This window comes from Agromyces sp. C10, assembly GCF_023217995.1.
Lineage (GTDB): Bacteria > Actinomycetota > Actinomycetes > Actinomycetales > Microbacteriaceae > Agromyces > Agromyces indicus.
Map to the genome: position 1 here is coordinate 104,578 of NZ_JALPSX010000010.1, position 17,153 is coordinate 121,730.

12 protein-coding genes are annotated in these 17,153 nt (G+C 73.3%); 10 read left to right on the forward strand and 2 right to left on the reverse strand.

Annotated features, from left to right (window positions below; all coding sequences use genetic code 11):
- Positions 1–32 precede the first annotated feature (32 nt).
- Positions 33–2,597, forward strand: a complete 2,565-nt coding sequence (gene glgP, locus M1L56_RS12525) for an alpha-glucan family phosphorylase (RefSeq protein ID WP_248599490.1) — start codon at positions 33–35, stop codon at positions 2,595–2,597.
- Positions 2,598–2,617: 20 nt separating this feature from the next.
- Here the strand turns inward: glgP and ybaK are convergent, their stop codons facing one another.
- Both ybaK and glgX read right to left on the reverse strand, forming a co-directional pair.
- The gene (gene ybaK, locus M1L56_RS12530; protein WP_248599491.1) at positions 2,618–3,115 is read right to left on the reverse strand and encodes a Cys-tRNA(Pro) deacylase; all 498 of its coding nucleotides are present in this window, start codon (positions 3,113–3,115) and stop codon (positions 2,618–2,620) included.
- Entirely contained in the window at positions 3,115–5,280 is a 2,166-nt protein-coding gene (gene glgX / locus M1L56_RS12535; RefSeq protein WP_248599492.1) for a glycogen debranching protein GlgX, read from the reverse strand. The genes ybaK and glgX overlap by 1 nt, the downstream gene beginning before the upstream one ends.
- Before the next feature lie 51 nt (positions 5,281–5,331).
- Between glgX and M1L56_RS12540 the strand changes: the two genes are divergently transcribed.
- The 9 genes from M1L56_RS12540 to M1L56_RS12580 all read left to right on the forward strand — a co-directional run bounded on the left by M1L56_RS12540 (position 5,332) and on the right by M1L56_RS12580 (position 17,131).
- Positions 5,332–6,567 carry a cysteine desulfurase family protein gene (locus M1L56_RS12540; protein WP_248599493.1) on the forward strand — a complete coding sequence of 412 codons (1,236 nt, stop codon included), beginning with the start codon at positions 5,332–5,334 and terminating at the stop codon, positions 6,565–6,567.
- Between the two features lie 168 nt (positions 6,568–6,735).
- Entirely contained in the window at positions 6,736–7,854 is a 1,119-nt protein-coding gene (mnmA, locus tag M1L56_RS12545) for a tRNA 2-thiouridine(34) synthase MnmA (protein ID WP_248599494.1), read from the forward strand.
- Between the two features lie 160 nt (positions 7,855–8,014).
- Entirely contained in the window at positions 8,015–8,806 is a 792-nt protein-coding gene (locus M1L56_RS12550) for a hypothetical protein (protein ID WP_248599495.1), read from the forward strand.
- Between the two features lie 120 nt (positions 8,807–8,926).
- The gene (gene ligA / locus M1L56_RS12555) at positions 8,927–11,170 is read left to right on the forward strand and encodes an NAD-dependent DNA ligase LigA (protein ID WP_308198871.1); all 2,244 of its coding nucleotides are present in this window, start codon (positions 8,927–8,929) and stop codon (positions 11,168–11,170) included.
- A gap of 10 nt (positions 11,171–11,180) precedes the next feature.
- Positions 11,181–12,947 carry an alkaline phosphatase family protein gene (locus M1L56_RS12560; RefSeq protein ID WP_248599496.1) on the forward strand — a complete coding sequence of 589 codons (1,767 nt, stop codon included), beginning with the start codon at positions 11,181–11,183 and terminating at the stop codon, positions 12,945–12,947.
- 36 nt (positions 12,948–12,983) lie between these two features.
- Positions 12,984–13,283 (forward strand): Asp-tRNA(Asn)/Glu-tRNA(Gln) amidotransferase subunit GatC, encoded by a 300-nt coding sequence (gene gatC, locus M1L56_RS12565; protein ID WP_067950466.1) that lies wholly within the window; start codon positions 12,984–12,986, stop codon positions 13,281–13,283.
- A complete protein-coding gene (gatA, locus tag M1L56_RS12570; protein ID WP_248599497.1) occupies positions 13,280–14,812 on the forward strand; it encodes an Asp-tRNA(Asn)/Glu-tRNA(Gln) amidotransferase subunit GatA in 1,533 nt (510 codons plus the stop codon). Before gatC ends, gatA begins: the two co-directional genes overlap by 4 nt.
- On the forward strand, positions 14,812–16,335 hold the full coding sequence (gene gatB / locus M1L56_RS12575) for an Asp-tRNA(Asn)/Glu-tRNA(Gln) amidotransferase subunit GatB (protein ID WP_248599498.1): 1,524 nt from the start codon (positions 14,812–14,814) through the stop codon (positions 16,333–16,335). The genes gatA and gatB overlap by 1 nt, the downstream gene beginning before the upstream one ends.
- A 142-nt stretch (positions 16,336–16,477) precedes the next feature.
- Positions 16,478–17,131 carry a hypothetical protein gene (locus tag M1L56_RS12580; protein ID WP_067950459.1) on the forward strand — a complete coding sequence of 218 codons (654 nt, stop codon included), beginning with the start codon at positions 16,478–16,480 and terminating at the stop codon, positions 17,129–17,131.
- Positions 17,132–17,153: the final 22 nt, after the last annotated feature.

Consider the following 17,153-nt stretch of genomic DNA (forward strand, 5'->3'; position numbering starts at 1 on the left):
CGCCGACACACGCGCCCGCTTAGGGTGGTCCCGTGAAGCCGATCCGCAAGTTCACCGTCCGGGCCGTGGTGCCGCCGCAGCTGGGCGCGCTCGAGGAGCTCGCCGCCAACCTCCGGTGGTCCTGGCACGAACCCACGAAGCGCCTCTTCGAGCACATCGACACCGCCGGGTGGCAGCGCGCGGGACGCGACCCCATCGCGTTCCTCGGCGACGTCGACCCGCGCCGCCTCGACGAGCTCGCGAACGACGAGGGCTACGTCGGCTGGGCCGAGCGCGAGCGGACGGCCCTGCGCGAGTACCTCGGCGAACCGCGCTGGTTCCAGTCGCTCGGCGCCGAGACGCCGAGGACCATCGCCTACTTCTCGCCCGAGTTCGGCATCACCGCGGCGCTGCCCCAGTACTCGGGCGGGCTCGGGATCCTCGCCGGCGACCACCTCAAGGCGGCCTCCGACCTGGGCGTCCCGCTCGTGGCGGTCGGCCTGTTCTACAAGGCCGGCTACTTCTCGCAGGCCATCGCCCCGGACGGGTGGCAGCAGGAGCGCTACCCGGCGCTCGACCCCGACGGCCTGCCGCTCGCGGTGCTCCGCCGCGCCGACGGCGCGCCCGTGCAGGTCACGCTCGCGGTGCCCGGCGGACGGAGCCTCCACGCGCGCGTCTGGCAGGCCTCGATCGGCCGGGTGCCGCTGCTCCTGCTCGACACCGACATCCCCGCCAACGACGACGACCTGCGGCTGGTCACCGACCGGCTCTACGGCGGGGGCGGCGAGCACCGCCTCCAGCAGGAGCTGCTGCTCGGCGTCGGCGGCGTCCGGGCGCTGCGTGCCTGGAGCGAGGTGACGGGGCGGCACTTCCCCGACGTGTTCCACATGAACGAGGGCCACGCCGGCTTCCTCGGCCTGGAGCGCATCTCCGCGTGCATCCGCGACGGACTCAGCTTCGGCGAGGCGCTGCAGCTCGTGCGCGCCGGCACCGTGTTCACCACGCACACGCCCGTACCCGCCGGCATCGACCGGTTCGACCGGGCGCTCGTCGCGCGCTACCTCGAGTCCGGCCTGCTGCCCGGCGTCGACCCCGCCGACGCACTGCCGCTCGGTCTCGAGCCGGGCGCCCACCCCGACGAGTCGGCGTTCAACATGGCCTTCATGGGCCTCCGGCTCGCCCAGCACGCCAACGGCGTCTCGAAGCTGCACGGCGAGGTCAGCCGGTCGATGTTCGCCGACCTCTGGCCGGGCTTCGACGCCGACGAGGTGCCGATCACGTCGGTCACCAACGGCGTGCACGCCCCGACCTGGACCGACCCGGCGCTCATCGCGCTCGCCGAGGCGAACCTCGGCACCGACGACACCGAGCACGCCGACTGGCTCAGCCCGGCCGTGAACGACGGCGAACTCTGGAGCGTCAAGCGCGGCATGCGCCTGCAGCTCGTGGAGGACGCCCGGCGCCGGCTCGCCGCCGCGTGGGCCGACCAGCACGCGGGCGCCGTGGCACCGGACTGGGTGCGGCGCGTCCTCGACCCCGACGTGCTCACGATCGGCTTCGCCCGGCGCGTGCCCACGTACAAGCGGCTGACGCTCATGCTGCAGGACCCCGAGCGGCTCGCGGCGATCCTCACCGACCCCGACCGCCCCGTGCAGTTCGTGATCGCCGGCAAGGCGCACCCCGCCGACGAGGAGGGCAAGCGGCTCATCCAGCGCCTCGTGCAGTTCGCCCAGCGGCCCGAGCTGCGCGAGCGCATCGTGTTCCTGCCGGACTACGACATGGGCATGGCCGAGAAGCTGTACCCGGGCTGCGACGTGTGGATGAACAACCCGCTGCGACCCCTCGAAGCGTGCGGCACCTCCGGCATGAAGGCGGCCATGAACGGTGCGCTCAACCTGTCGATCCTCGACGGCTGGTGGGCCGAGTACGCCGCCGACGACCACGGCTGGGTCATCCCCACCGCGGACGCGGCGCCCGACCCCGCCGAACGGGATCGACTCGAGGCATCCGCCCTCTACGACCTGCTCGAGCACCGCATCACGCGCCTGTTCTACGACCGCGACCACGACGGCGTGCCGACCGAGTGGATGTCGCGCGTTCGCCGCACGCTCGCGAACCTCTCGCCCGAGCTCGGAGCCGACCGGATGGTGCGCGAGTACGTCGAGCGCCTGTACCGTCCGGCCGCCGAGCACGCCGCCGTCGTCGCGGCGAACGGCGCGAAGCCCGCTCGCGAGCTCGCCGAGTGGGTCGCGGGCGTCCGCGCCGCGTGGGAGGGGGTGCAGGTGACGCACGTCGAGTCGGGCGGGCTGGACTCCACGCCGCACGTCGGCGACGAGCTGCACCTGCGCGCGCACGTCGCCCTCGGCTGGCTGAGTCCCGACGACGTCGCCGTCGAGGTGGTCTACGGTCGCTCGGTGGGCGACGACCGGATCCAGGACGCCCGCACCGCCGCGCTCGAACCCGACGGCACGTCGACGACGGATGCCGCGACCCGCGTCTACGTGGGCACCGTCACGCTCGACCGCGCCGGCGCCTTCGGCTACACGGTGCGCGTCGTGCCGCGGCATCCGCTTCTGCTGTCGTCGGCCGAGCTCGGCCTCGTCGCCGCCGCGGGCTGACCACCGCCCGCGCCCGGCGCTCAGCGGGCGCGGGCGATCGGCGCGTACCGGCCGTTCGTGACGGCGAGCAGGTCGTCGGGCGCGAGCTCGAGGTCGAGCCCGCGGCGTCCGCCCGACACGAGGATCGTCTCGTGCAGGATCGCGGACTCGTCGAGCACGGTCGGCAGTGCGACCTTCTGCCCGATCGGGCTGATGCCGCCGACGACGTACCCCGTCTTGCGCTCGGCCAGCGCGGGATCGGCCATCTCGGCGCGCTTGCCGCCGACCGCGGCGGCGAGCGCCTTGAGGTCGAGCTGCTCGGCCACCGGCACGATGCCGACGACGAGCGACCCGTCGACGCTCACGAGCAGGGTCTTGAACACCCGCTCCGGTGGGATGCCGAGCTTCTCGGCCGCTTCGAGGCCGTAGGCGGCGGCGCGCGGGTCGTGTTCGTAGGCGAGGGCGGTGAAGCGGATGCCGGCGCGCGCGAGCGCGACCGTCGCCGGCGTTCCGGCGGTGGCATCCGGCTTCTTCGCCATCAGCCCTCCCGACCCCCGTCGTGCGGATCGCCGGGCGGCGCGTCGCCCGGTCCGTCGCCGCCCGGCCCGTCGTCGGCGGCCGCGTCGACGAGCACCGGTGCAGGCTCCCCGTGCGCGCGGAACAGCTGCATCGTCTGCGGCGCCATCGTGAGCCGGTCGCCGGGGGCGTACCGCCGGCCCTGGTCGCCGTCGGGCGCGTCGCGGCCGGAGTCCCACAGCAGCTCGTACTCGTCGACGCCGGGGTGCACGGGCAGCAGCGCCTCGGCGATCGTCTCCGAGGCGTGCACGACGAGCAGGATGCGGTTGAAGTCCTCGAACTCCGGCGTCGACGCCGCGAGGAACTGCAGGGTGCGCTGTGACGGGTCGTTCCACTCGTCGATCGTCATGGTGTCGCCGAGCGCGTTGTACCAGTCGAGCTGCGAGGCGCTCGGCACGCGCTCGCCGAATCGGCCGTACCGCACGGGCCGGAGCGCGGGGTTCTCGCGCCGAACGCGCAGCAGGTGCCGCACGGTCGCCTCGATCGCGCCGTCGCGACCTGCCGGGTCCCATGCGAGCCACGTGAGCTCGGAGTCATGGCAGTAGGCGTTGTTGTTGCCGCGCTGGCTGCGCCCGTACTCGTCGCCCGCGGTGAGCATCGGCACGCCCGCCGACAGCAGCAGGGTGCCGAGCAGGTTCCGGATGCTGCGGCGGCGCGCCGCCGCCACGTCCGGGTCATCCGTCGGCCCCTCGACCCCGTGGTTGTACGAGTTGTTGTGGTCGGCGCCGTCGCGGTTGTGCTCGCCGTTGCCGAGGTTGTGCTTGACGTCGTAGGCGGTGAGGTCGGCGAGCGTGAAGCCGTCGTGGGCGGTGATGAAGTTGAGGCTCGCGAGCGGGCCGCGCTCGTGCGCGAACGTGTTCGCCGACCCCGCCAGGCGGGTCGCGAAGCGTCCGATGCCGCTGCCGGGTTCGCCGTGCCGTTCGCGGCGCAGGTCGCCGAGCCAGAAGTCTCGCATGCGGTCGCGGTAGCGGTCGTTCCACTCGCTGAAGCCGGGCGCGAAGTTCCCGGTCTGCCAGCCGAACGGGCCGACGTCCCACGGCTCCGCGATGAGCTTGCCCGCGCCGATCACGGGATCGTCGAGCATCGCGCGGAGCAGCGGGTGGTCGGGGGAGTAGGCGCCGAGCGCGTCGCGGCCGAGCGTCGCGGCGAGGTCGAGCCGGAACCCGTCGACCTGCAGCTCGTCGGCCCAGTACCGCATCGAATCGAGCACGAGGCGCATCGCGGCATCCGTGCCGAAGTCGAGCGTGTTGCCGCACCCGGTCGTGTCGACGTACCGGCCGTGCACGTCGTGGCGGTAGTACGAGGCGTTGTCGATGCCGCGGAAGCTGTACGTCGGACCCTGCCGGCCCTCCTCGGCGGTGTGGTTGTACACCACGTCGAGCACGACCTCGAGGTCCGCCTCGTGCAGCCGCTTCACCATGCCGGCGAACTCGCGCCGCACCGCCGCCGGACCGCCCGCCTGCGCGTCGGGGCTCGCGTACGGTGCGTGCGGGGCGAAGAAGCCGAGCGTGTTGTAGCCCCAGTAGTTCACCTGCCCCTGGCGCACGAGGCGCTCCTCCGGCACGAACGCGTGCACCGGCAGCAGCTCGACCGTGGTGACCCCGAGCCCGGTGAGGTACTCGAGCGACGCGTCGTGGGCGAGCCCGGCGTACGTGCCGCGCAGCCGGTCGGGGATGCGTCCGTTCAGCCGGCTGAACCCCTTCAGGTGGGCCTCGTAGACCACCGTGTGGTCGAGCGGCACGCGCGGCTTGCCGACACCGCCCCAGTCGAAGCCCTCGGCGGCGAGCGAGTCGAGGACCACGCCGCGCCACGAGCCGTCCGCGGCCGGCTGCAGCCCCCGCGCCCACGGGTCGAGCAGCGTGTGCACCGGGTTGAACGCGTGCTCGATCCCGGCCGGACCGTCGACGCGCAGGCCGTACCTCGCGCCCGGCACGAGGGCCGGGGACGACGCCTCCCACACGCCGTGCGCATCCCGCTCGAGCGGCACCCGGACGCTCGCCCAGTCGAGGTCCTCCCGGTCGAACACGACGAGGTCGATCGACGTGGCGTGCGCGGACCAGACGCGGATCGCGCCGCCGTCCGGGCCGGTCCGCACGCCCAGGTCGCGCAGCGGATCGGCGGGGGACATGCGATCTAGAGTAGTTCGTAGGGAACCGGTTCCCGTCCCAGGAGGTGACCCATGCTCCGCCGTGAGCCCGTCTACCTCGACCACGCCGCCACGACGCCGTTGCGGCCCGAGGCGATCGAGGCGGTCACGCGCACGCTGCGCATCGTCGGCAACCCGTCCTCCATCCACTCCGCCGGCCAGGGGGCCAAGCGCCTCCTCGAGGAGTCGCGCGAGCAGGTCGCCGCCACCGTCGGCGCCGACCCCATCGAGGTCGTCCTCACGGGCGGCGGCACCGAAGCCGTGAACCTCGCCGTGAAGGGCCTGTTCTGGCGGCGCCGCGCCGAGGCCGACGCACGGCGCATCCTCGTCCCGGGCGGCGAGCACCACGCCACCATCGACGCGCTCGACTGGCTCGCCGGCTTCGACGGCGCCGAACCGGTCCAGGTGCCGCTCGACGAGCTCGGCCGCGTGCGGGTCGACGCGCTCGCCGCGGAACTCGAGCGGGACGCGGCATCCGTCGCCCTCGTCACCATGCTCTGGGCCAACAACGAGGTCGGCACGATCGAGCCGGTCGCCGAGGTCGCCGAGCTCTGCGCGCGCGCGGGCGTGCCGCTGCACGTCGACGCCATCGCCGCCTACGGGCACGTGCCGATCGACCTGCACGGCCTCCGGCGCGAGACGCGCGCGCCGGCCGGAGCTGGCCTCGTGGCGATCAGCCTCTCGGCGCACAAGGTCGGCGGGCCGGTGGGCATCGGCGCCCTCGTGCTCGACCGTTCGACGCGCATCGAGCCGCTGCTGCACGGCGGCGGCCAGCAGCGCCGCATCCGCTCGGGCACGCAGGACGTCGCGGCCGCCGCCGGCTTCGCGGCAGCGGCCCGCGCGACGTTCGAGCACGCACCGGTCGAGAACGAGCGGATGGCGCGCCTGCGCGATCGGCTCGTCGCGGGGGTCGCGACGGCCGTGCCGCTCGCGCGGCTCTCGGGCGACCCCGACCCGGCCGGACGCCTGCCGGGCAACGCGCACTTCTCGTTCGCGGGCTGCGAGGGCGACTCGCTGCTGTTCCTCCTGGATGCCGCGGGCGTGGCGGTGTCGACGGGCTCCGCCTGCCAGGCGGGCGTGCCCGAGCCGTCGCACGTGCTGCTCGCGATGGGCCGCTCCGAGGAGGAGGCGCGCGGGGCGCTGCGCATCACGCTCGGCTGGTCCACGACCGATGCCGACGTCGAGGCCTTCCTGGCCGCGCTCCCCGCCGCCGTCGAGCGCGCGTCGCGGGCCGGCATGGCCGCGCGCGCCACGAGCTTCGACCGTTGACCGCCGCCCCCGCGCCATCCGCTCGCGTTCGTGCGCTCTTCTCAGGAGTTCTTCGGCGGGTCGCGTCCGGGAACGGCGTGTCGTCCTGAGCAACCATGCGATCCGCGCGGACGGTCCTGAGAACGGGATCCAGCGGAGGCGCAGGCAGCGGTTCGTAGACTGGAGCCCATGCGAGTCCTGGCAGCGATGAGCGGCGGCGTCGACAGCGCCGTCGCGGCCGCGCGCGCCGTCGACGCCGGACACGACGTCGTGGGCGTGCACCTGGCCCTGAGCCGCATGCCCGGCACGCTGCGGACCGGCAGCCGCGGATGCTGCACCATCGAGGACTCGATGGACGCCCAGCGCGCCGCGAACGTGCTCGGCATCCCGTACTACGTGTGGGACTTCTCGGAGCGCTTCAAGGCCGACGTCGTCGACGACTTCATCGCCGAGTACTCCGCGGGCCGCACGCCGAACCCCTGCATGCGCTGCAACGAGCGCATCAAGTTCGCCGCGCTCCTCGAGAAGGCCCTCGCGCTCGGCTTCGACGCGGTGTGCACCGGCCACTACGCGACGATCGTGACGGATGCCGCGGGCCACCGCGAACTCCACCGCGCGAGCGCGTGGGCCAAGGACCAGTCGTACGTGCTCGGCGTGCTGACCGCCGAGCAGCTCGCGCACGCCTACTTCCCGCTCGGCGACACGCCCTCGAAGCAGCTGGTGCGCGAGGAGGCCGCGCGCCGCGGGCTGAGCGTCGCGCAGAAGCCCGACTCGCACGACATCTGCTTCATCCCCGACGGCGACACCCGCGGCTGGCTCGGCGACAAGGTCGGCATCGCGCCGGGCGACATCGTCGACCGCTCCGGCGAGGTCGTGGGCACGCACGACGGCGCGCACGCGTACACCGTCGGACAGCGGCGCGGCCTGCGGCTCGGCACGCCGGCGCCCGACGGGCGGCCCCGGTTCGTGCTCGAGGTGCGTCCGAAGGAGAACACGGTCGTGGTCGGGCCCAAGGAGGCCCTCGCGGTCGCCGAGATCGCCGGAGCGCGCTTCACCTGGGCCGGACGCCCGCCCGCCGAGCCGGCCGAGTCCTTCGCGTGCGAGGTGCAGATCCGCGCGCATGCCGATCCCGTCCCCGCGGTCGCGAGGGTGACGACGGATGCCGCCGGCACGGCCGAGCTCGTCGTCACGCCCGACGAGCCGCTCGGCGGCGTGGCACCCGGACAGACGGCGGTCGTGTACGTCGGCACGCGCGTGCTCGGCCAGTGCACGATCGATCGGACCGTGAGCGCGGTCCCCGCCGCCTGACCCGGGCGTACCTGTGTGCGCCCCGAATGTTCCCTGCGACCGTCGGGGGCACGCAAGCGGCACCTGTCAAGGCCCCTGCGGCCGGGCGGAGTTCCCCGTACGCTCGGGACGGCACCGCAGGCACCACCCGTGTGCGGCGCACAACGAGAGGGGACCTGTCATGAGCACCTCATCCGATCGACCCGGGCGCGACCCGTACGCGGCCACCCCGGCCGACCGCGACGGGGACGGGATTCGCGACGATCGCGAGTACCGCGACCGCGACGCCAACGGCATCCGAGACGACCGCGAGCACGGCGCGCACGCCGCGCGGCGAGACCGGGACGGCGACGGCATCGCCGATGACCGCGACCGCCGGGTCGTCCACGACGACCGCCCCGTCGCCGATCCCGCGGTCCGTGCCGCCGTCGTGGACCGGGAACGCGAGCGCTTCGGCGGCATCAAGTTCGGATCGGCCTTCTTCGGCTGGCTGACCGCCGTCGGCGTGGGCGTGCTGCTCACCGCGCTGCTCACCGCGGCCGGCGCCGCGCTCGGCCTCGGCACCCTCGGTGCCGCCGCGGACGAGGCCGCGCAGGAGAACGTGGAGACGATCGGGATCGTCGGGCTCATCGCGCTGGCGATCATCCTGTTCGTCGCGTACTTCGCCGGCGGCTACGTCGCCGGGCGCATGGCTCGCTTCAACGGGATGAAGCAGGGCATCGCGGTCTGGCTCTGGGCGATCATCATCGCCGTCATCGCCGCCGTCATCGCGGCGATCGCCGGAAGCCAGTTCGACATCTTCGCCAACCTCAACACGTTCCCGCGTATCCCGGTGACCGAGGGTCAGCTGACCGTGACCGGGATCATCGCCCTGGTGATCGTGATCCTCGCCAGCCTCGGCGGGGCGATCCTCGGCGGCAAGACCGGCACGCGGTACCACCGGAAGGTGGACGCCGCCGGCTTCGGCGCCTAGCGCTGGGGGGCGCGGCGCCGGAGAGGGGTGCGCGGTGGGGGCCGCGCCCCCCGTCTTCGTGCCCCGGCGGACGCGGCCGGGCGGCGTCCCGGCGTCGGTGGCCGTCGATAGGCTGACGACGTGGCATCCGTCGACGAGACCGCACCCGCGGCCCCCTCCCGAGAGGAGGCGGCCGACGAGGTCGCCGCCCTCACCATCCGCATCAACGAGGCACGCGACGCGTACTACGAGCTCGACACGGTGATCATCAGCGACGCCGAGTACGACGAGCTGATGCGCCGCCTCGAGGCACTCGAGCGCCTCTACCCCGAGTTGCAGAGCCAGGACAGCCCGACGCTCACGGTGGGCGGCCGGGGCGAGACCACGCTCTTCGCCCCGGTCGAGCACGCCGAGCGCATGCTCAGCCTCGACAACGTCTTCTCCGCCGACGAGCTCGCCGAGTGGGCGACGCGCGCGCGGGCCGCCGCCGGTCGCGACGTGCACTGGCTCTGCGAGCTGAAGATCGACGGACTCGCCCTCAACCTCCGCTACCGGCGGGGCCGCCTCGTCTCGGCGGCCACGCGCGGCGACGGGCGCGTCGGCGAAGACGTGACCGAGAACGTGCGATTCGTCCCCGGCATCCCGATGCAGCTCGAGGGCACGGGGCACCCTGAGCTGGTCGAGGTCCGCGGTGAGGTCTTCTTCCCGACCGCGGCGTTCGATGCGCTGAACGCCCGGCAGGCCGAGACGGGCGAACGCGAATTCGCCAACCCGCGCAACGCGGCCAGCGGATCCCTGCGGCAGAAGGCCGAGGGCAAGAACGCGGCGCAGATCGAATTGATGCGCGCCCGCCTCGGCGGCCTGCAGATGCTCGTGCACGGCATCGGCGCGTGGCCCGACCCCCCGGCGGCCGCGCAGTCTGAGGTGTACGGGCTGCTGGCCGAGTGGGGCCTGCCGACCTCCACGCGCTTCCGCGTCGTCGACTCGATCGAAGGCGTGCAGGAGTTCGTGGCGTACTACGGCGAGCACCGGCACTCCGTCGAGCACGAGATCGACGGCGTCGTGGTCAAGGTCGACGAGCTGGCGCTGCACGCCGAACTCGGGGCGACGAGCCGCGCGCCACGATGGGCGATCGCCTACAAGTACCCGCCCGAGCAGGTGAACACCACCCTCGTCGACATCGTCGTCAGCGTCGGCCGCACGGGCCGGGCCACCCCGTACGCCGTCATGGAGCCGGTGCGCGTCGCCGGGTCGGTCGTGCGGCAGGCCACCCTCCACAACCAGGAGGTCGTGAAGGCCAAGGGCGTGCTGATCGGCGACACGGTCGTGCTGCGCAAGGCCGGCGACGTGATCCCCGAGGTGCTGGGCCCGGTCGTCGAGCTGCGCGACGGCACCGAGCGCGAGTTCGTGATGCCCGCGGAATGCCCGGAGTGCGGCACGCCGCTCCGCCCCATGAAGGAGGGGGACATCGACCTGCGCTGCCCGAATGCACGCACGTGTCCCGCGCAGGTCCGCGGACGCGTCGAGCACATCGGTTCCCGCGGCGCGCTCGACATCGAGGCGCTCGGCGAGGTCTCCGCTGCGGCGCTCACCCAGCCGCGCGTTCCCGCCGAACCGCCCCTGCCCACCGAGGCCGGGCTGTTCGACCTGACCGTCGACGACCTGACGCCCATCGAGGTCGTCGTGCGCGACGCCGAGACCGGACTCGAGAAGCTCGACGCCGACGGGTCCGCGCGCGTCCGCGCCCCGTTCCGACGCAACCCCACGAGCGCCGAGCGCAAGGCGGGCCTCGACGGGCCCCAGCCGTCCGCATCCGCGATCAAGCTCATCGACGAGATCGCCAAGGCGAAGACCAAGCCGCTGTGGCGCATCCTCGTCTCGCTGAACATCCGTCACGTCGGCCCGGTGGCAGCCCGCGCGCTCGCCGACCACTTCGGCTCGCTCGAGGCGATCCGCGCGGCGAGCCGAGACGAGCTCGCCGAGGTCGAGGGAGTCGGGTCGATCATCGCCGACTCGCTCATCGACTGGTTCGAGGTCGACTGGCACCGCGAGATCGTCGACCGGTGGGCTGCCGCCGGAGTGCAGTTCGCCACGCCCGGCCACCCCGGGCCGGGCCGTGCCACGGACGGCGGCGGCGTGCTCGCGGGGCTCACCGTGGTCGCGACCGGGTCGCTCGAGGGATTCACCCGCGAAGGAGCACAGGAGGCTATCATCGCGGCAGGGGGCAAGGCGGCGTCCAGCGTCTCGAAGAAGACCGATTTCGTCGCGGCTGGCCCGGGAGCCGGGTCGAAGCTCGCCAAGGCGGAGGAGCTCGGCATCCGGATCCTCGACGCCGCGCAGTTCGCAATCCTCGTGACGAAGGGGCCCGACGCGCTGGAGCAGTAGGGGAGCGGCGATGGCCGGCGGCGAGCGTGACATCCGGGACGACGAGTCGAAGGGTGCCACGCGCCGCGACTTCCTCCGCATCGGCGGCGTGGCCGGCGCCGCGGCCGTCGTGGCCGGCGGTGCGGCCGGCGCCGTGGGGGCGACCGCGGGACACTCCGCGGGTGTCGCCGAGGGCGCCGCCGGCGTGGCCGCCCTGCCCGCCCCGCCCGCCTCGCGGGCCCGACCCGGCTTCGACCACCTCGTGGTGGTCATGGGCGAGAACCGGTCGTTCGACAACCTGCTGGGCTGGCTGTACGACGACGACACGCTTCCCGACGGCGCGAGCTTCGACGGGCTCGCCTTCGGCGACCACGCGAACACCGCCCCCGACGGCGAGGTGGTCCGCGCCCACGTGTACTCGGGCGCGACCGACGCCATCATGAGCCGCCCGCACCCCGACCCGGGCGAGGAGTTCCCGCACGTCAACACCCAGCTGTTCGGCACCGTCCGCCCGGAGTCGAACGCGACCGCGGCGCTCGACGACATGCAGACGCCGTACAACGCGCCGGACCCGGGCACCACCCCCACGATGAGCGGATTCATCGCCGACTACGCCCACCACGTCGAACACGACGTGCACGCGGCGGGCCATCGCGACCTCCACCAGATCATGGGGTCGTTCTCGCCCGAGATGCTGCCGGTGCTCTCGACCCTCGCGAAGGGGTTCGCGGTCTACGACGCGTGGCACTGCGCCGTGCCCAGCCAGACGTTCTGCAACCGGTCGTTCTTCCACGCGTCGACCTCCCACGGGTTCGTCACCAACCACGGCGGGAAGAAGGGCTACCGCAAGTGGCTCGAGGCCAAGGCCGCCCCGACGATCTTCAACCGCCTCGAGGAGGCCGGGCTCGACTGGCGCATCTACTTCGACGACCTCCAGCTCGTCTCGATGACCGGGTTCATCCACGCGCCCGCGCTCGAGCAGTACTGGCGCACCCACCACTTCGCGCCGATGTCCCAATTCTGGACCGATGTCGAGCAGGGGAAGCTGCCGCCGTACGCGTTCGTCGAACCGCGCATGATCTACGACCACAACGACTTCCACCCGCCCGTGGGCCCGCTCCGCGAATCCGAGGTCGACGGCCGGGAGGTCACCGACAGCGCCGTCTCCGACGTCCGGGCGGGCGAGCTGCTCATCCACCGGATCTACACCGCCATCCGGGCCAGCGCGACCGAGGGCGGATCGAACGCGATGAACACCATGCTGCTCATCACCTTCGACGAGCACGGCGGCACCTACGACCACGTGCCGCCGCCGACGGCGGCGCCCCCGCACGCCGACGCGAAGCCGGGCGAGATGGGGTTCGCGTTCGACCGGCTCGGATGCCGCGTCCCGACGATCGCGATCTCGGCGTACACCGCGGCCGGCGGAGTCATCCACGACCCCATGCACCACGGTTCGGTGATCGCCACCCTCTGTGCCGCGCACGGCCTCGATCCGCTCACCGACCGCGACGACGGCGCCCCGACGATCACCAACGCGATCACCCTCGACGAGCCGCGGCATCCGCTCACCTGGCCCGAGACGACCCCGCAGTACCTGCCGCCCAACCCCGAGGCGGCGACGCCGCACCCGGGGTCCGAGCACCGGACGGCGCCGCTCAGCCCGCCGGCGCGGGGCCTGCTCGGGATGCTCGTCGCGAAGTACGGCGACGGGAGCGAACCCGAGCCCCAGACCTACGGGGAGGCGTACGACCTGCTGCAGAAGCACGGCACGGGGCTGTTCGGCGCTCCTCGATAGAATCGCGGGGACCCCTTCCCCACACGACGGAGCAGCATGTCTGAAATCAGCGCCGAGCAGGTCGCGCACCTCGCGAACCTCGCACGCATCGCGCTCACCGACGAAGAGATCGACCACCTCACCGCCGAGCTCGGCCAGATCATGCAGGCGGTCGAGAAGGTGAGCGAGGTCGCCACGCCCGACGTGCCGCCGACCAGCCACCCGATCCCGCTGCACACGCCGCTCCGGGTCGACGAGGTGGGCGACGTGCTCACCGTCGACGAGGCCCTCGAGGGTGCTCCCGAGCACGACGGCTCGCGCTTCGTGGTCTCGGCGATCCTGGGGGAGGAGCAGTGAGCGACCTGATCCGCCTGAGCGCGGCCGAGCTCGGCGAGCGCCTCGCGGCCCGCGAGGTCACCTCCGTCGAGGCGACCCGGGCCCACCTCGACCGCATCGCCGCCGTCGACGGCGCCGTCCACGCGTTCCTCCACGTCGACGCCGAGCGCGCGCTCGACACCGCCGCCGAGATCGACCGTCGCCGGCACATCGGCGAGGAGCTCGGCCCGCTCGCGGGCGTGCCGATCGCGATCAAGGACGTGCTCGTGACCAAGGGCATGCCGACCACCTCGGGGTCGCGCATCCTCGAGGGCTGGGTGCCGCCCTACGACGCCACCCCGGTCCGCAAGGTCCGCGACGCGGGCATGGTGCCGCTCGGCAAGACCAACATGGACGAGTTCGCGATGGGCTCGTCGACCGAGCACTCGGCGTACGGCGCGACGCACAACCCGTGGGACCTCGACCGCATCCCCGGCGGATCGGGCGGCGGGTCCGCGGCATCCGTCGCCGCGTTCGAGGCGCCGCTCGCACTCGGCAGCGACACCGGCGGCTCGATCCGCCAGCCCGCGCACGTCACCGGCACGGTCGGGGTCAAGCCGACGTACGGCGGCGTCAGCCGCTACGGCTCGATCGCCCTCGCGTCGTCGCTCGACCAGATCGGGCCCGTCAGCCGCACCGTGCTCGACTCGGCGCTGCTGCACGACGTGATCGCCGGCTTCGACCCGCACGACGCCACGTCGATCCCCGACCCGTGGCCCTCGATGGCCGAGGCGGTCAGGCGAGCGGATGTCTCGGGCCTGCGCATCGGCGTGGTGAAGGAGCTCGACTCCGACGGGTTCCAGGCGGGCGTCCGCCAGCGCTTCCACGAGGCGCTCGACCTCCTCGAGCGGCACGGCGCCGAGATCGTCGAGGTGAGCGCGCCGAACTTCGAGTACTCGATCGCCGCGTACTACCTGATCCTCCCGGCGGAGGCCTCGTCGAACCTCGCCAAGTTCGACTCGGTGCGCTTCGGCCTGCGGGTCACGCCAGAGGGCGGCGGCACGGTCGAGCAGGTCATGTCCGCGACGCGCGAGGCCGGGTTCGGCCCCGAGGTGAAGCGCCGCATCATCCTCGGCACCTACGCCCTGTCGGCCGGGTACTACGACGCGTACTACGGCAGCGCCCAGAAGGTGCGCACCCTGGTGCAGCGCGACTTCGACGCCGCGTTCGCGAAGGTCGACGTGCTCGCCACGCCGACCGCGCCGACCACCGCGTTCAAGCTCGGCGAGAAGCTCGACGACCCGCTGGCCATGTACCTGAACGACGTGGCGACGATTCCGGCGAACCTCGCGGGCGTGCCCGGCATCTCCGTGCCCGCGGGCCTCGCCCCGGAGGACGGCCTCCCGGTCGGCATCCAGTTCCTCGCGCCCGCGCGCGAGGACGCCCGCCTCTACAACGTCGGCGGCGCGCTCGAGGCGCTCCTGGTCGACCGCTGGGGCGGCCCGATCCTGGCACAGGCACCCGACCTGTCCACCCACGAACTCATGGCGACCGAGGAGGGCGTGGTCTGATGGCGCGCGCAGCACTGATGGACTTCGACGAGGCCCTGGAGCGCTTCGAGCCGGTCATCGGGCTCGAGGTGCACGTCGAGCTCAACACGAAGACGAAGATGTTCTCGCCCGCGCCGAACCCGGCGCACGCCGAGTTCCACGGCGCCGAGCCGAACACGCTCGTCGCGCCGGTCGACCTCGGCCTGCCCGGCTCCCTCCCGGTCGTGAACGGCACGGCCGTGCGGTACTCGATCTCGCTGGGTCTCGCGCTCGGCTGCTCGATCGCCGAGTCGAGCCGGTTCGCCCGGAAGAACTACTTCTACCCCGACCTCGCGAAGAACTACCAGATCTCCCAGTACGACGAGCCGATCGCCTACGAGGGGTCCGTCGAGGTCGAGCTCGAGAACGGCCGGGTCTTCCAGGTCGCCATCGAGCGCGCCCACATGGAGGAGGACGCCGGCAAGCTCACGCACGTCGGCGGCGCCACCGGCCGCATCCAGGGCGCCGAGTACTCGCTCGTCGACTACAACCGCGCGGGCGTTCCGCTCGTCGAGATCGTCACGAAGCCGATCGTGGGGGCGGGGGCGGATGCTCCCGCGCTGGCGCGCGCGTACGTCGCCACGATCCGCGACATCGTGCTCGCGCTCGGCGTCTCCGAGGCCCGGATGGAGCGCGGCAACCTGCGCTGCGACGCGAACGTGTCGCTGCGTCCGCGCGGCCAGGAGCAGTTCGGCACGCGCACCGAGACGAAGAACGTGAACTCGATGCGCTCGATCGAGCGCGCGGTCCGCTACGAGATCCAGCGGCAGGCGGCGATCCTCGCCGACGGCGGCACGATCACGCAGGAGACCCGCCACTGGCACGAGGACACGGGCACGACGAGCCCCGGCCGTCCGAAGTCCGACGCCGACGACTACCGCTACTTCCCCGAGCCCGACCTGCTCCCGGTGGTGCCCGAGCCCACCCTGATCGAGGAGCTGCGCGCCGCGCTGCCGGAGCCGCCCGCCGCGCGTCGTCGTCGCCTCAAGGCCGAGTGGGGCTTCACCGACCTCGACTTCCAGGGCGTCGTGAACGCCGGGCTCCTCGCCGAGGTCGCCGCGACCGTGGCGGCGGGCGCCACGCCGGCAGCGGCCCGCAAGTGGTGGACCGGCGAGCTCACGCGCATCGCGAACGCCCGCGGCGAGGACCCGGCCGCGCTCGCCGAGCCGGCCCAGGTCGCCGAGCTCGCGGCACTCGTCGACGAGGGCGTCCTGACCGACCGACTCGCCCGCCAGGTGCTCGAGGGCGTCATCGCGGGCGAGGGGTCGCCGCGCGAGATCGTCGACGCCCGGGGCCTCGCGGTGGTCTCCGACGACGGGGCGCTCGTGGCCGCGATCGACCAGGCGCTCGCGGCGCAGCCGGACGTGCTCGCGAAGATCCGCGACGGCAAGGTGCAGGCCGCGGGCGCGGTGATCGGCGCGGTCATGAAGGCGATGCAGGGCAAGGCGGATGCCGCGCGCGTCCGCGAGCTCGTGCTCGAGCGCGCGAGCGGCGGCGAGGGCTAGGGCCTTCCGGTCGACGACGGATGCCGCGGCGCGGACGCGTCCCGCCGCGGCATCCGTCGTCTCACGGGGCGGGCGCGGCCGCCTCACAGCAGGATCATGGGCTCCCGGCCTATCGTCGGGAGACGACGAGAGTGAGGACACGATGGGCTTCCTGGACCGGCTCTTCGGCGGCGGCGACGACCGTGCCGCCCGACCCGCCCCCGCGGTGCCGCAGGCGCCGTACGGGCACGCCGCCTCGGCCCCGCAGCGGCCTCGGCCGAGCGAGGACGAGCTGGCGATCGAGCGCTACCGGTACCTGCTGCGGACCGCCCCGCCCGAGTCGATCGAGGCCGTGCACGCCGAGGCGTTCGCGAAGCTGACCCCGGAGCAGCGGCAGGAGGTCTACCGGGCGCTCGCCGACAGCGCGCCGCCCGGTGAGCGCGTGGTCTCCGACGAGCCGTCGGCCCTTGCACGGGCGGCGACCCGGGCGGAGCTCCGATCGCCGGGCACGGTGGAGCGGGCCTTCGCGGGCTCCTCGCCCGGCGGACAGGGCGCTCGCGGTCCGTCCTTCGGCTCGATGCTCGGCGCGTCGATGCTCGGCACCATCGCGGGCTTCGTCGTCGGGTCGGCGATCGCCCAGGCGTTCCTGCCCGACCCGTCGTTCGATCAGGCGGGCGCCGAGGGGGACCCCGGTGCCGGTGACGCCGGAGCGGGCGACGGCGGCGACGTCGGCTCGGCCGACGCGGGCGGCGACTGGGGCGGGTTCGGCGGTGGCGACTTCGGCGGCGGCGACTTCGGCGGGGACTTCGGCTTCTGATCACCGTCGCGGGCGCGTCGGC

What these genes read in the sequence shown, in the direction of transcription:
- M1L56_RS12580 (WP_067950459.1), top strand. Translation starts at nt 16,478, where the DNA reads ATGGGCTTCCTGGACCGGCTCTTCGGCGGCGGCGACGACCGTGCCGCC.
- M1L56_RS12540 (WP_248599493.1), top strand. Translation starts at nt 5,332, where the DNA reads ATGCTCCGCCGTGAGCCCGTCTACCTCGACCACGCCGCCACGACGCCG.
- gatC (WP_067950466.1), top strand. Translation starts at nt 12,984, where the DNA reads ATGTCTGAAATCAGCGCCGAGCAGGTCGCGCACCTCGCGAACCTCGCA.
- glgX (WP_248599492.1), bottom strand. Translation starts at nt 5,280, where the DNA reads ATGTCCCCCGCCGATCCGCTGCGCGACCTGGGCGTGCGGACCGGCCCG.
- mnmA (WP_248599494.1), top strand. Translation starts at nt 6,736, where the DNA reads ATGCGAGTCCTGGCAGCGATGAGCGGCGGCGTCGACAGCGCCGTCGCG.
- M1L56_RS12550 (WP_248599495.1), top strand. Translation starts at nt 8,015, where the DNA reads ATGAGCACCTCATCCGATCGACCCGGGCGCGACCCGTACGCGGCCACC.
- M1L56_RS12560 (WP_248599496.1), top strand. Translation starts at nt 11,181, where the DNA reads ATGGCCGGCGGCGAGCGTGACATCCGGGACGACGAGTCGAAGGGTGCC.
- ybaK (WP_248599491.1), bottom strand. Translation starts at nt 3,115, where the DNA reads ATGGCGAAGAAGCCGGATGCCACCGCCGGAACGCCGGCGACGGTCGCG.
- gatB (WP_248599498.1), top strand. Translation starts at nt 14,812, where the DNA reads ATGGCGCGCGCAGCACTGATGGACTTCGACGAGGCCCTGGAGCGCTTC.